We start from the raw sequence: 14,339 nt of genomic DNA on the forward strand, positions 1-14,339 counted from the left end.
CTTCCGCGTTTATCGCCCAAGAGGATTTCGATGCAGATCAACATGCCGCATATCATCCGCCTGACCGTCGTGCTTTCGGTCGTCGGCCTTGCCGTTGTCGGATGTGGCCGCAAAGGCGATCTCGATCCACCGAGCGCCGCAGCGACGAAGGGCGGCGACGTCACCAAGCCGACGAAACAGCCCGGCACGGACGACAAGAAGTTCATCCTCGACCCGCTTCTCTGATTAGGTAGCGACCGTGAATCATTTTGAGTATCGAGACAGCATCCTCCACGCTGAGGGTGTTCCGGTCCCCGAGATCGCCAAGGCGGTCGGCACGCCCTTTTACGTCTACTCAACGGCCACACTGGAGCGCCACTACCGCGTCTTCGCGGAAGCCTTCGGCGATGTCGATGCCATGGTGTGCTACGCCATGAAGGCCAATTCCAACCAGGCGGTGCTGAAAACCTTGGCCCGCCTCGGCGCCGGCGTCGATGTCGTTTCCGTCGGCGAACTGCGCCGCGCGCTGGCGGCAGGTATCCCGGCGAGCCGCATCATGTTCTCCGGCGTCGGCAAGACCGCGCAGGAAATGGACGTGGCGCTGGAAGCCGGCATCTATTGCTTCAACGTCGAATCCGAACCCGAACTGGAAGTGCTGAACCAGCGCGCCGTTCGCGCCGGCAAGGTCGCACCGGTCTCCTTCCGCATCAATCCCGATGTCGATGCGCGCACGCACGCGAAGATTTCGACGGGCAAGAAGGAAAACAAGTTCGGCATTTCCTGGGAGCGCGCCCGCGCCGTTTATGAACGCGCCGCCAACCTGCCCGGCATTCAGGTTACCGGCATCGACATGCATATCGGCAGCCAGATCACCGAGCTGCAGCCGTTCGACGACGCCTTCAAGCTGCTGCGTGATCTCGTGGAAACGCTGCGCGGCGACGGCCACGACATTCATCACGTCGATATCGGCGGCGGCCTGGGCATTCCCTACCGCGACGACAACAATCCGCCGCCGCTGCCGGATGCTTACGCGCAGATTGTCAAGAACCAGCTGCGTGGCCTCAACTGCAAGATCGTCACCGAACCGGGCCGCTTGATCGTCGGCAATGCCGGCATCCTGGTGACCGAGGTCATCTACGTGAAGGACGCCGGCAACAAGTCTTTCGTGATTGTCGACGGCGCCATGAACGATCTCATCCGCCCGACGCTCTACGAAGCCTATCACGAGATCCGACCGGTCGCGCTTGGAGATGCCAAGGCGCCACGCATCAAGGCTGATGTCGTCGGTCCCGTCTGCGAAACGGGTGACTATCTGGCGCTCGATCGCGAGATGGCGATGCCGAAGCCGGGCGATCTCCTCGCAGTCAGCTCGGGCGGTGCCTATGGCGCCGTGCAGGCCGGCACCTACAACAGCCGGCTTCTCGTTCCAGAGGTGCTGGTCAAGGGCAACGACTTCCATGTGATCCGCCCGCGCGGAACCTATGAAGAGCTGATCGGCCTGGATTCCATCCCTGCCTGGCTTGAGGATTAAGCGGTTCACTCCCGGATTGGCGTCGTGGCAGGCGGAATCAACGTTTCGCTTGCCCCGATCACGTTTCGGCGAAGTCTGATGAAAAAGCAGCCTTTCATGCTCCTTGCCCTCGTCTTCGCCACAAAGAATGTTATCTTTAATAAAATGGCGTCTCGCCGGGCGCCGCGTGTGCAGGCGTGTGGGACGCCGCACCATCCCAAACGGGCAATCAGCCATCCACGTCAGATCGGGAGAAGACCGGACCGATGACCAGCCCCAGCAACCCCAAAAAGGGCGCTTTCGCCAACCGACCGGCGCTGGCGCGCATGGTTGCGGTCAAGCGCTTCTTTGCCCGGATCGTGCTGGTTTTCGAACATCTTCTGCCACGGTTGCTGCTGCCGGTATCCATTCTCGCATTGTTTCTATCTGCCGCCTGGTTCGGCATCTTCCGTATCGCGCCGGATATTCTCCGCTTCGGGATGCTTGCCGTCTTCGCGATCGGCTTCGTCGCCTCTCTCTATCCGTTACGCCGCATGCGTTGGCCAGGTGTCGGAGAGGCCGACCGCCTGCTGGAAGAACGCAATGGCCTGCCGCATCAACCCGTCGCGGTTCAGGATGAAGATCCGGCCCTCGAAACGCCGTTCGCCCGGGCGCTATGGCGCGAGCACCAGACCCGCATGGCCGAGCGCATCGCGGCCCTCGATGCCGGCCTGCCACGTCCCGATATTGCTCGTTATGACGGCTATGCCCTGCGTGCCATCCCCGCATTGCTGGTGGTCACGGCCTTCAGCTTCTCCATGTCCAACAGCGGCGGCTCGCTGAGTGACGCCTTTACGGTATCCGCCTCTTCCTCCAGCAATCCGGATGTCCGCGTCGATGCATGGGTCACGCCGCCTTATTACACGGGCCAACCGCCGATCTATCTGACCGGCAATGCCGCAGGTGCGGATAACAGCTTGAACGTACCACAGTTCTCTGAATTGACGGTCCGTGTTTCCGGCGGCCCCACCGATGAGAAAGTGCTGTTTCAGGCAACCGGCGCGGACAAGAGCGCGGAAATTCCCGAACAGACGGTAGACGCCAACGATCAGGCGGTGGACGGCAAAAAGACGCCCGCTGTACCCGTTGCCGCTCCCTCGGCGAATGGTGTCGCCAATCCGCCGGCGTTGGATGGCATGACGTCCCACACCCATATCCTCAAACTGGAAAAGGGCGGTGCGCTGAGCGTCAACGGCAAGTCCTGGTCCTTCAATGTCGTGACCGACAAGCCGCCGGAAATCAGCTTTAACGGTATTCCGCACGCCAATGCCAGCAGCGCGTTGGAAATTGGATTCAAGGTAAAAGACGATTACGGCGTCGAAGAAGCGCATGCCGAAATCGTGCCGGTCGAAGCCGATGCATCGGCCACGCCGCTTTATGGCCTGCCTGAATACAAGCTGGATATTCCGCGACGAGATCGCCGTAGCGGCAAGGGCATGGCGACCCGCGACCTGACGCAGGATCCGCTTGCCGGCAAGCGCGTGCGTATCACGCTTGTCGCCAAGGACGGCGCCGGACAGACCGGCCGCAGCGCGCCCTATGAGATGGTCCTGCCCTCTCGCAATTTCAGCCAGCCGCTTGCCGCCGCCGTCGCCGAAGAGCGTCAGGTCCTTGCGCTCGATACGCGAAAGATGCCGGAGGCGATCGAACTCAACAAGTCGCTGACGCTCCGTCCGGAAGAAACCATTCCCGACCTCGGCAACTATCTGGCGATCAAGTCCGCCTTGACGCGCATGAAACTCGCAAGCGACACGGCATCTTTCAAGGATACCGCGGATTATCTCTGGCAGATCGCCCTCGGCATGGAGAATGCGCAGCTGAGCGATGCCGAAAAGGCCCTGAAGGACGCGCAGCAGAAGCTCTCCGACGCCCTGCAGCGCAACGCCTCCGATGCCGAGATCAAGAAACTGACGGACGAACTGCGCAAGGCGATGGATGCCTATATGAAGGAGCTGGCCGAGCGTATGCGCAACATGCCGGCCCAGCCCAATCAGCGCTCCGCCAACATCCTGCGCCAGCAGGATTTGCAGCGCATGATGGATCAGATCGAAAATCTTGCCCGATCCGGCAACCGTGAAGCCGCGCAGCAGATGCTGTCCCAGCTACAGGAAATGATGAACAGCCTTCAGGCCGGCAAGCCGCAGCCGGGTCAACGCCAGCAGAATCAGGCCAATGACAAGATGCGCGAGCAGATGGACAAGCTCGGCCGCATCATGCGCGATCAGCAGAAGCTGATGGATCAGACCTTCAAGTTCGATCAGGCCATGCGCGACCGCATGCAGCGCGGCGATCAGAACGAGGATGGCGATGGCTTGATGGATCAGCCTCTCCCCGGCCTCGGCGATCCTCAGCGCCCGGATATGGGTCAGCGAAACCAGAATCAACGGGATCAACAGCAAGGCCAGAACCAACAGGGCCAAAAGAACAGCGATCCCACGGACAGTATGACAGCCGACCAGCTGCGAGATGCGCTGAAAAAGCTGCGCGAACAGCAGGACGATCTGGCCAAACAGCTTGGCGAACTTCAGAAAAACCTCGGTTCCCTGGGAATGAAGCCGAATCAGAATTACGGCAAGGCCCAGCAGGAAATGAAGGGCGCCTCCGGCCAACTCACCGAGGGCAATGGCGAAGGTGCCGTACAGGGTCAGGCACGCGCGCTGGACGCCTTGCGCAAGGGCACCCGAGATATGATGAACCAGCTGATGGCGCAGATGCAGCAGGGTCAGGGCCAAGGGCAAGGACAAATGCAGGGACCGGGCCAAGGCGGCCAGAGCGGCCGCGACCCGCTTGGACGCGACCGCAATGACGGCTCTTCACTCGATGATCCGGACGGCAACATGGTGCCCGACATCATCAAAGCCCAGCGTGCCCGCGAGATTCTCGACGCCATCCGCGAGCGTTTGAGCAACAATCCGTCGCTTTCCGAGGAACGTCGCTACTTGGAACGCCTGCTGAACCTTGGGCAATAGTCATAGGTAGTTTCAGAAGAGATGCCTGCGCTTTCAATCGTCTGAAAGTGCGCCCCGAAACAGGGGGAATGTCGGCATAATCGGAGTTATGCCGAACGATAAGGCATGAAGAGCATGTCGCGCAAAAATATCAGACGACTTTGCGATGGCGACATGCTCGAGGTCAAAAACTCAAAATACCGGAAGCAAATCCGAACGACCTTCAGCCGCTTTAGGCAGCCAGCGCGCGGGCAACGGCCTTGCGAATGTCGGGAAGCGCGAAGGGCTTGGCGACGACATCGACAATCTTTTCCATGAGGTCGTCGGCACGCTCGCGCTGTTCGGCGTAGCCGGTCATCAGCAGGATCTTCATGCCCGGGCAGCTCGAATGCGCCTGATGGGCAAGCTCAATACCATCCATCACAGGCATGCGAATGTCAGACAGCAGGAGATCATAGGCACCCTGCTTCAGCTTCTCCAGACCTTCGGCGCCGTCGGCTGCCTCCTCGGTCTCGTGACCGTCCAGACGCAACGCGCGCGCGACGAAGGTGCGAAGAGAATCCTCGTCTTCCGTGATCAGAATTTTTGCCATGGCCAATGCTCCTGGTCCGTCATGTTCCGCGACCGAAATCACCAGAATTCCGTTTGCGATAGGTAAACGCCGGACAGGCGATTAGGCTCCGTGGTTAACGGTTCGTCATCGCCGGAGCAGAATGGGACAGGCGGCCATGCCGCCTGCATTAACCGACAATCAGGCCTCGGCGTCGCCGGTAACGACGCCCACGAAGGGCAATTCGCGGAAAGCATAGGCAACGTCCATGCCATAGCCGACAACGAAATAATCGGGGCATTCAAAGCCGACATAATCGGCCTCGAGCTCTTCCTGGCGCTTGACGCTCTTGTCGAGCAATACGGCCAGAGAGACGTGGCGGGCGCCGCGCTCATAGAGCAATTCCTTGGCAAAACGCAGTGTTCGGCCCGATTCCAGGATGTCGTCGATCAGCAAGACGTCACGATCCTTAACGTCGCTGTCGATATCCTTGACGATACGCACGCCCTGAGAAACCGTACCGGCGCCATAGCTGGAAAGAGTGATGAATTCGACCTCCGGCGCAAGGCCGGTATCGTGAAGCGCCCGCAGCAGATCGGCCGCGAAAATAAACGAGCCTTTGAGAACGGCGATTACGAGAAGATCCTTCGTCGGTCCGCTGGCAATGTCCTTCGCCATCTCATGATTGCGCTCGGCAATCTGTTCGGCAGTGAAAAGCGGCTCGATATTCTTCCCGCGTACGACAGGCATTGATTGGCATGCTCCATGGCTGCTGCGGCACTCGTCCGCCGCGATCAAGCCCTAGCCCCTAGCACAATCGACCGCGCGGACACACCCCCTAAGGCATGAAGGACAGGCGAACATCCGGCGTTTTTCCACCGGGATGCTGCAATCTCGTCGAGAATCCGCGGCTTTCATGCGGCCCGAGCCGATCGATCGGCACATTGACCACGACACTTCTCACCAGCTGGTCGCCGGCAAAAAGATTGGCGCGAACGGGCGAAACGGATAACGTCGCCCCGCTGGTGTTTTCGATGATGCCGTTCAATGTCAGCACCCGCAGGCCGTTTTCATCACGCGGCGTCAGCGTCACATGCGAGAACTGCAGCGGTTCGCCGCTCATGTCGGCGGGAGCGCCGGACAGGCCCGAAAATCCGCCTGACAATCCGAAGATCAGCACCGCGAGGCATACGATGAGCGCCACGAAACTGCGCCGGGAGGCCTGCTGTAAAATCTCTTCCGCAAAGCGCAATGTCGAGAGCATGCGCGGCAGCCAACCGTGGTGCGTCGGCATCCTCGGCGATTTTGCGGCCGGACCCTCGTAGCGCATGTTGACGCCGGCCGCGGCCTTGCCCCGGCCGCCGGATACCGTTACGAATTCAGCATCGACGATATCGGGCTTCGGTGCGAAGCGATGTCCCTGGCCGGATGCCGTTCCGCGTTCGGGCGGAATGAGGTCATAAACCAGCCCCGCCTGCTGCTGACGGTGGCGAAAAGCGCCCATGATGACCTCCTCGTTCGGTGATCCACATGGTTTCGATGCCCATGACTCATCAGGGCATTGAAACGAATCCTGCCCAGTCGTAAATTTTAATGGTTAATGCTTCGCAAAGAACGCCATGAATGGGGCGCCTTTCCAGAAAAATTTACCGGCTGTTAATGCCATTGGTTAACAAGTCGCCTGATTGAACCCTGCGGAAGACTGGACTGCCCGTTGATTCACTTTGAGAACGTCGGTTTGCGCTACGGCATGGGTCCGGAAATCCTCCGCGACCTGACCTTCGACATACCGAGGAAATCGTTCCAGTTCCTGACCGGCCCCTCCGGCGCCGGCAAGACGACCCTGCTGCGGCTGCTGTTCATGTCGCTGCAGCCGACGCGTGGGCTGATCCGCATGTTCGACCGGGAAATATCCTCCATCCCGCGCAGCGAACTGCCGCTGCTGCGCCGGCGCGTCGGCATCGTCTTTCAGGATTTCCGGCTGCTCGAGCACCTCACCACCTATGAAAACGTCGCCCTTCCCCTGCGCGTGCGCGGCAAGGACGAGAGCTCCTATCGGACGGACGTACTGGAGCTATTGAAGTGGGTCGGCCTTGGCGAGCGCATCAACGTGCTGCCGCCGGTTCTCTCGGGCGGTGAGAAGCAGCGCGCCGCAATCGCCCGCGCCCTCATCGACCGCCCGGAAATCCTGCTTGCCGACGAGCCCACGGGCAATGTCGACCCGCCCATGGCTCGCCGCCTGCTCAATCTCTTTCTCGAACTCAACCGTCTCGGCACCGCCGTCGTCATCGCCACCCACGATCTTGCCCTGATGGATCAGATCGAAGCGCGCCGCATGATTCTATCGGGGGGGCATCTCGATATCTATGACTGAGCCCAGCCCCCGCAAAAACGCCCCGAATGCCAAGGCCGCACAAGCGCGGCAGCCGCCCGCCGCACCTCCGGAGCGCAAACGGCCGGAAATGCGCGTGCGCCCGACAGGGCCGATCGTGCCCTCCTCCAACATTCAGGGCAATGCGCTGATCGTCGTCATCGCCATCATGGCCTTCCTTGCCTGCCTGACGCTCGGCGCGGTCTCCATGGTGCGTTCGACGGCGGCAAGCTGGGAAAGCCAGATTTCTCGCGAGATCACGATCCAGATCAAGCCTGACGACAATCTCGATATGGAAAAGGCGCTGGCGAGCGCGCGCGATATCGCCCTGAGCTTCGTCGGCACCAAATCCGGCCAGATCGTTGATGAAGCGGCGACCGCCCGCCTTCTCGAGCCCTGGCTGGGCGCCGGTCTCGACCTCAAGGAGCTGCCCGTTCCGCGCCTTGTCATCATCACCATAGACGAGACGCACCCACCCGACTTCGAGGCGATGCGCAGCCTGCTCAAGGCGCAGATTCCGCAAGCCACGCTGGATGACCATCGCACCTGGGTCGACCGGCTCGTTTCCATGGCGCACACGACCGTTCTGATCGGCACCGGCGTGCTGCTGCTGGTTTTCACCGCCATGGTGTTGACCGTGGTCTTCGCGACGCGCGGCGCGCTTTCGGGCAATCGCCATATCGTCGAGGTCCTGCATTTCGTCGGCGCGGAAAGCACCTTCGTCGCGACCGAATTCCAGAAGCATTTCCTGAAGATCAGCCTCAAGGGGTCAGCGGCGGGCAGCGCGCTAGCCGCCCTGTTTTTCGCCAGCGCCGGCTTCCTGCAGAGCCGTACGATCGCGACACCGCAGACCGACCAGGCTACCGCCCTTTTCGGTACCTTTTCCGTGGGCGCGCTCGGCTATGCCGGCATTCTGGCGACAATGATCGTCATTGCCCTGCTCACCACGCTGACGGCGCGCTTCACCGTCATGCGCACGATCTACGAGATCGATCTCATCCGCTCCGATCCCGGCAGGAGCGACAGTGTTCCAAGTTGACGCTGACGTAAAGAATTTTTGCCGACGCTTAGCCCGTACCTTGCCGCAATTAGCGTATAATACCGAATCATGAGCATGGACATGACGACTCGCAAGACCGTGAGTTCGCCGCCGTTGCGGGAGCGCTTCCGCAGCGATGGATCCGTGCGCCGCAGCCTGTTCAGGCGTATTTTGCGCTGGAGCGGTTTTGCCTTCATTTTCCTCGTGGCCATTATTTTCGGCGGCTTTCTGCATTTCGCCGACTCGATCACGACCCTCAAACCACCGCTGGATCCGAAAGCGGATGCCATCGTCGTACTCACGGGCGGTTATCAACGCATCGACCAGGCTGTGGAATTGCTGCGTTCCGGCGCCGGCAATCGCCTGTTGATCTCGGGCGTCCACCCGACCACGACACCGACACAGATCCGCAGATTGACCCAAAGCTCCGTCAGCCTGTTCAACTGCTGCGTCGACATTGGTTATGACGCGATCGACACGATCGGCAACGCGCGCGAAGCGGCAAAATGGATTCACGCACGCGGCTATAAGAGCGTTCTGGTGGTCACCAACAACTATCACATGCCCCGCAGCCTGGCGGAGCTGAAATATGTCGATCCCTCCACCGACTTCATCCCCTATCCGGTCGTCAATTCCGATCTGAAAACCAAGAACTGGTTCACCGATCCGAATGCGCTGCGCACGATGATTGCGGAATATGCCAAGGTGCTTCTGGCTGGAGCCAGAAACATCACCGGGCTTGGCCGTCCGATCGGCCTGCGCTCGCGGCAACCGGGCGAAGACAACGACTAAGACGCAAGCGCGCATCGAGCGACTTTTTATTGACGCCATAATCGTGTAGGCAAGCCATCATATGTCGGCGCAAGCCGGCGCCTTGGGAAAGCCCTTGATGATTACCCTGCGTTCGATCCTCTTCAATATAGTCTTCTATGCCAATCTGATCATCCGCATGATCGTGTTGACGCCAATCTACTTCCTGATGCCGCGCAAGGCGGCCTACGCCATTCCCAAAGCCTGGGCGAAGTCCAGCACCTGGCTGATGGAAAAGATCGTCGGCACCACGTTCGAGATCGAAGGCCTGGAGAATATCCCCAAGGGCAGTTTCATCTTCGCCCCCAAGCACCAGTCTTTCTGGGATACGTTCGCGCTGCTGCCCTATCTCGATGATCCGGTCTATATTCTGAAGCGTGAGCTCCTGTGGATTCCGCTCTTCGGCTGGTACGCTAGGAAGCAGCGCATGATCCCCGTGGATCGCAGCGCCCGCGGCAAGGTGATGTTCGATGTGCTGAAGCGCACTCGCGAGGAACTTGCGAGCGGGCGCCAGCTCATCATCTATCCCGAGGGCACCCGCCGCCCGCCGGGCGCGGAGCCGGTCTATAAATACGGTATTGCCCGCATGTACCGCGACCTTGGCATTCCCGTCGTCTCGGTCGCCATGCATCCCGGTCTCTTCTGGCCGCGCCGCACCTTTCGCAAATATCCCGGCCACATCAAGGTCCGCATCCTGCCGCCGATCGAGCCGGGACTGGATCCGGACGCCTTTTTCGCACGGCTGATCGAGGAGACGGAAAAGGCAAGCGACGAGCTGCTGGTCGAAACGATCGCCAACAATCCGAACCTGCCGGTTCCGCCGACGGCAGCCCAGCGTCTGGCCGAAATCGGCAAGGCAAAGCCGGTCACCGCCGCTGTCTAAGCTGGGAAGAATAGCGACGGCGCTTTGAGTTCAGGACGCCTTTCGCATCCGCTCCACTTCGGCGACGACATGTTCGAGCCATTGGTCGCGAATGCCCATCTCGCGCAGATGCGTCAGCGTATTGAACACATAGGCGTCGTTCGGACCGGATTGACCGACAGACGCTTCCACCACGCGCGCGGCATCCACGGCATCCAGCGCTCCGGCATATTGCCGGTGGGCACGATCGACGACATAGGCGACGGCGGTGACGCGTCGGGTATCGGCAAGCCGGATCGGCAGCGTCTTTTCCAGATAGACATTGGTGACGAGTTCGCGCTCGCGCAGATAGGTCAGAACCTCGTCCCAGGCCGATGCCGCTACACGAAACGCCATGCCTCGGCACGAGCCGCCGCGATCAAGGCCCAGCACCAGACCCGGACTTTCCTGGCTACCGCGGTGGACCCAGGAGCGGACACAAAGCGAGCGTCTGTAACCAAAAATAAGAGCCTGTGACTTCTCTTCGTAAGCAAAGCCCGGATTCCACATAAGCGATCCGTAGCCAAACACCCAAAATTCGTCCATATCCAACGCCAAATCACTGTGAAGCTTCAGTTCAACCATTGGAGAACAACATGGCAGCGTCAAGCCAGAGCGTAGCGACCGGCCGAGGCAAACGTCTCTGGATCGTCCTGCTCGGTCTGTTGGTGGTCCTCGCAGCGCTCTATACCGGCGGATGGTATTACGCGACCGGCTTCGTCAGATCCAACGTATTGAAGGCGTTGGGTCAGCAGAACCATGCGGGCATCGCCGGCAAGTGCGAGAATATGGCCTTCAACGGCTTTCCCTTCTCCATCGGCCTGACCTGCGACACGGTGACCGTGGACAATCAGACCCGTGGCGTCTCCGCCAATTTCGCAACCTTGAGCGCTGCGGCACCGGTCTTTCAGCCCAATCATGTCAACTGGAGCCTGAAATCGCCGGCCGAGCTTCGTACCGCCGAAGGCCTCACGGTGTCGGCTGAATGGACGGACCTGCAGTCGAACCTCGTCGCCAAGGGGCGCGGCGTCGCGCAGAGCGAGACCGTCATCGACGGGCTGAAGGCCGGCATCGTTTCCTCCTTCACAGGCCAGAGTGTGAACCTTACCGCCGCGCATACCGAGATGCACGCCAGCCAGAACGGCAGCGACCTCGATTTCGCAATCGGCATCGAGAATGCCAATGCCGTCATCAAGGATTTCCCGCAAACGCTGCCGACCGGCTCGACCAGTGCCAATGTGACGTTGACCGGCAAGGCGGGTCTGCTCGACGGCAGCGATCGCGATGGTCTTCGCGGTGCCGCCGGCGTGCTGCATCAAGCCGTCATCGATATCGGCGATGGCCGTGTCATGACACTCTCCGGCCCGTTCAACTTCGATGAAAATGGCCTTCTGTCCGGACAATTCAAACTGGAGATCAACCAGATTGGCCCTTGGGGCGACAGCCTGACGGCGACGCTTCCACAAGCAAAAAGCATCATCAAGACAGCCACGAAGATGCTGAAGGCGCTTGCCAGCGGTGCGGACAAGGTTTCCGTCGATTTGACTGCGGATCGCGGCCGCCTCTCGCTCAGCGGCTTTATCCCGCTTGGCAAGATCCCGCCGATCTGAAGCCTATTCTTCGCTCTCGCCGGAGATATGCTTGATAAAGAATATCTCCGGGCTTGGCTGGACGATGCGAAGATCGATGCTGCCGGCAGCTTTGAAGCCGTTGCGGCGATGCCAGGCCTGCGGCTCAGCCTCCGCCCATTCGCTCGACGTCATGAGATGCTGCGCACCATCGTCGATCATGGCTTTTTCCCAGGCATGGAATAACGCCGTCCCCACGCCGGTGCGCTGACGTGATGGCGGCACACGGATCATGTCCATGTAGGGGATCTTGCCCCAGAAGCGGCTGAACCTGAGGAAGCCGAGGATTTCGCCATCCTGCTCGGCGACGAAATACTCGCCGTACTGGATACAGCGACCAACCCAATGCTCGCTCGCATCATCGTGCTCAACGAGCCAAGGCAAATCTTCGGAGCGCCCCCGCCTGACAATCATGAGCGGCCCTTCTCTGCTATGGCAGGATGCCTATTCCTTCGTATCCAGCGCGTGACGGCCGAAGTCCGGCGCGTCGACGTCCTGGCCGGCTTCGACGATAGAGCGGCGAATGGCGCGCGTGCGCGTGAAAAGCTCGAAGATCTTGTCGCCGTCACCCCAACGGATGGCGCGCTGGAGCGAAGAGAGGTCTTCCGAGAAGCGCGACAGCATCTCGAGGATCGCATCGCGATTGTGCAGGCAGACGTCTCGCCACATGGTCGGATCGGAAGCAGCCAGGCGCGTAAAATCGCGGAAACCCGAGGCTGAGTACTTGATGACTTCCGATTTGGTCACCGTCTCCAGGTCATCGGCCGTCCCGACGATATTGTAGGCGATGAGATGCGGCAGATGCGAGACGATGGCCAGCACCTTGTCATGATGTCCGGCGTCCATTTCGTCGACGCGCGAACCCAAGGCCTCCCAGAAATCCCGAAGCCTCTTGATCGCAGCTTCGTCGGTGCCGGGAAGAGGCGTGAAGATGCACCAGCGTCCCTTGAACAGTCCGGGAAAGCCGGCATCCGGACCGGATTTTTCCGTGCCCGCGATGGGATGGCCCGGAATGAAATGAACATTCGGCGGCAGATGCGGCTGCATCTGTGCGATGACGGATGCCTTGGTCGAGCCAACGTCGGTCACGATGGCGCCGGGCTTCAGGTGGTCGGCGATTTCCTTGGCAACGCTCTCTGAGGCGCCGACCGGCACTGAGACGACGACAAGATCGGCGTCCTTGACCGCATCGGCCGATGACGGCGTGTAGCGATCGCCAAGCTGAAGCTCCTCTGCCCGTTTCAGCGTTTCGGCGCTGCGCGTCGACACGACCACTTCCTTGGCGAGGTTGAGCCGCTTGATATCGTGGGCAATGGATGAGCCGATGAGGCCGATGCCGATCAGAGCGATGCGGTCGAATTGAATGTTGCTCATGCCTTGCGTCCCATAAATTCAGTCAATGCGTCGATAACGCCGAGATTGGCCTCTTCGGTGCCGATGCTCAGTCTGAGCGAGTTCGGGAAACCATAGGCCGGCACCGCACGCAGGATATAGCCGCGACCGGTGAGGAAATCATCCGCCTCGATAGCGCTCTTTCCTTTGCTGTCGGGAAAATGAATCAAAACGAAATTCGCGACCGACGGCGTCACCTTGAGACCGAGTGCCTCGAGCGCCGCCGTCATCTTCTCAAGCCAGAGCGTGTTGTGGACGACGGCCTGCTCGGTGAAGGCGCGATCGCGGATGGCAGCCGCGCCCGCAGCCAAGGCCGGCGTGTTCATGTTGAAGGGCGGGCGAATGCGATTGAGCGCATCGACAATATCGGCAGGGCCGTACATCCAGCCGATGCGCAGCGCCGCGAGACCATAGATCTTCGAAAACGTGCGGGTCATGACGACGTTCTGGTTTGCGGAAACAAGCTCCAGCCCGGCCTCATAGTCGTTGCGTCGGACATATTCGGCGTAGGCGGCATCGAGCACGAGTATGACATGCTTCGGCAGGCCCGCATGCAATCGGCGGATTTCGCTGACGGGAACATAAGTGCCGGTCGGATTGGCCGGATTGGCGATGAAGACGATCTTGGTCTTTTCCGTCACACCGGAAAGGATGGCGTCGACATCGACGATGCAATCCTTTTCCTTGACCGTGATCGGCGTCGCACCGGCAGCCATGATCTGGATCTTGTAGATCAGAAAGCCATGTTCGGTAACGATGCCTTCATCGCCCGGGCCGAGATAGGTGTGGCAAATCAGGCTGAGCAGCTCGTCGGAGCCGGAGCCACAGAGAATATTGGCCACGTTGAGCCCATGCACCTCGGCAATCGCCTCGCGCAGTTCCTTGGCCTGGCCATCCGGATATTGCTCAAGCCGCCCCGAAGCATTGCGGAAGGCTTCGATCGCCTTCGGGCTGGCGCCGAATGGCGTCTCGTTCGACGAGAGCTTGAACACGCGCGCAACGCCCGGCGCATGTTGCTTACCCGGCACATAGGCGGCGATATCGAGGATACCGGGACGCGGGGCGGGCTTGCTCATTTCCGTGCTCATGGGATCGACCTTGCTAAGGACCGGAAACTTCCGGCTTAAAACACCTCGTCGCCTTAATGCGAATTGACAATTTTGTCGAGTGTC

General features: G+C 60.3%; 15 protein-coding genes. 8 read left to right on the forward strand and 7 right to left on the reverse strand.

Translation table 11 applies throughout. The features are described from left to right. Window positions 1–30 precede the first annotated feature (30 nt). The 3 genes from HGP17_RS19665 to HGP17_RS19675 all read left to right on the forward strand — a co-directional run bounded on the left by HGP17_RS19665 (window position 31) and on the right by HGP17_RS19675 (window position 4,497). On the forward strand, window positions 31–225 hold the full coding sequence (locus tag HGP17_RS19665; protein ID WP_168812095.1) for a lipoprotein: 195 nt from the start codon (window positions 31–33) through the stop codon (window positions 223–225). A 13-nt stretch (window positions 226–238) separates the two neighbouring features. Beyond that, the gene (lysA, locus tag HGP17_RS19670) at window positions 239–1,510 is read left to right on the forward strand and encodes a diaminopimelate decarboxylase (protein ID WP_168812098.1); all 1,272 of its coding nucleotides are present in this window, start codon (window positions 239–241) and stop codon (window positions 1,508–1,510) included. A gap of 245 nt (window positions 1,511–1,755) precedes the next feature. After that, on the forward strand, window positions 1,756–4,497 hold the full coding sequence (locus tag HGP17_RS19675) for a TIGR02302 family protein (RefSeq protein WP_168812100.1): 2,742 nt from the start codon (window positions 1,756–1,758) through the stop codon (window positions 4,495–4,497). A gap of 211 nt (window positions 4,498–4,708) precedes the next feature. Here HGP17_RS19675 and HGP17_RS19680 read toward each other — a convergent pair whose 3' ends face one another. The 3 genes from HGP17_RS19680 to HGP17_RS19690 all read right to left on the reverse strand — a co-directional run bounded on the left by HGP17_RS19680 (window position 4,709) and on the right by HGP17_RS19690 (window position 6,530). Further along, a complete protein-coding gene (locus HGP17_RS19680) occupies window positions 4,709–5,068 on the reverse strand; it encodes a response regulator (protein WP_168812102.1) in 360 nt (119 codons plus the stop codon). Window positions 5,069–5,227: 159 nt separating this feature from the next. After that, window positions 5,228–5,776 carry a hypoxanthine phosphoribosyltransferase gene (gene hpt, locus HGP17_RS19685; protein ID WP_168812104.1) on the reverse strand — a complete coding sequence of 183 codons (549 nt, stop codon included), beginning with the start codon at window positions 5,774–5,776 and terminating at the stop codon, window positions 5,228–5,230. An 88-nt stretch (window positions 5,777–5,864) separates the two neighbouring features. Then, window positions 5,865–6,530, reverse strand: coding sequence for a hypothetical protein (locus HGP17_RS19690; RefSeq protein ID WP_168812106.1), 666 nt, complete (start codon window positions 6,528–6,530; stop codon window positions 5,865–5,867). A gap of 210 nt (window positions 6,531–6,740) precedes the next feature. On the opposite strand from HGP17_RS19690, the gene ftsE reads away from it, so the two are divergent. From ftsE to HGP17_RS19710, 4 genes are all read left to right on the forward strand, one after another. Further along, on the forward strand, window positions 6,741–7,400 hold the full coding sequence (gene ftsE, locus HGP17_RS19695; RefSeq protein WP_168812108.1) for a cell division ATP-binding protein FtsE: 660 nt from the start codon (window positions 6,741–6,743) through the stop codon (window positions 7,398–7,400). Between the two features lie 88 nt (window positions 7,401–7,488). Continuing rightward, window positions 7,489–8,436, forward strand: coding sequence for an ABC transporter permease (locus HGP17_RS19700; RefSeq protein WP_168812499.1), 948 nt, complete (start codon window positions 7,489–7,491; stop codon window positions 8,434–8,436). 69 nt (window positions 8,437–8,505) lie between these two features. Next, window positions 8,506–9,228 carry a YdcF family protein gene (locus HGP17_RS19705; RefSeq protein WP_168812110.1) on the forward strand — a complete coding sequence of 241 codons (723 nt, stop codon included), beginning with the start codon at window positions 8,506–8,508 and terminating at the stop codon, window positions 9,226–9,228. A 97-nt stretch (window positions 9,229–9,325) separates the two neighbouring features. Beyond that, on the forward strand, window positions 9,326–10,129 hold the full coding sequence (locus HGP17_RS19710; RefSeq protein ID WP_168812113.1) for a 1-acyl-sn-glycerol-3-phosphate acyltransferase: 804 nt from the start codon (window positions 9,326–9,328) through the stop codon (window positions 10,127–10,129). A gap of 30 nt (window positions 10,130–10,159) precedes the next feature. Here the strand turns inward: HGP17_RS19710 and HGP17_RS19715 are convergent, their stop codons facing one another. Beyond that, window positions 10,160–10,693, reverse strand: coding sequence for a gamma-glutamylcyclotransferase (locus HGP17_RS19715; protein WP_168812114.1), 534 nt, complete (start codon window positions 10,691–10,693; stop codon window positions 10,160–10,162). 50 nt (window positions 10,694–10,743) lie between these two features. On the opposite strand from HGP17_RS19715, the gene HGP17_RS19720 reads away from it, so the two are divergent. Next, complete coding sequence (locus HGP17_RS19720; protein ID WP_168812117.1) at window positions 10,744–11,757, forward strand: DUF2125 domain-containing protein; 1,014 nt, start codon at window positions 10,744–10,746, stop codon at window positions 11,755–11,757. Window positions 11,758–11,760: 3 nt separating this feature from the next. Here the strand turns inward: HGP17_RS19720 and HGP17_RS19725 are convergent, their stop codons facing one another. Genes HGP17_RS19725 through hisC form a run of 3 tightly spaced genes read right to left on the reverse strand, consistent with a single transcriptional unit; the run spans window position 11,761 to window position 14,255 of the window. After that, window positions 11,761–12,189, reverse strand: coding sequence for a GNAT family N-acetyltransferase (locus tag HGP17_RS19725; protein WP_168812119.1), 429 nt, complete (start codon window positions 12,187–12,189; stop codon window positions 11,761–11,763). A 30-nt stretch (window positions 12,190–12,219) separates the two neighbouring features. Next, the gene (locus HGP17_RS19730; RefSeq protein WP_168812121.1) at window positions 12,220–13,149 is read right to left on the reverse strand and encodes a prephenate/arogenate dehydrogenase family protein; all 930 of its coding nucleotides are present in this window, start codon (window positions 13,147–13,149) and stop codon (window positions 12,220–12,222) included. Next, window positions 13,146–14,255, reverse strand: coding sequence for a histidinol-phosphate transaminase (gene hisC / locus HGP17_RS19735; RefSeq protein WP_168812123.1), 1,110 nt, complete (start codon window positions 14,253–14,255; stop codon window positions 13,146–13,148). Before hisC ends, HGP17_RS19730 begins: the two co-directional genes overlap by 4 nt. Window positions 14,256–14,339: the final 84 nt, after the last annotated feature.

Source organism: Rhizobium sp. P38BS-XIX (assembly GCF_012641435.1).
In the GTDB taxonomy this organism is placed as follows: Bacteria; Pseudomonadota; Alphaproteobacteria; order Rhizobiales; family Rhizobiaceae; genus Rhizobium.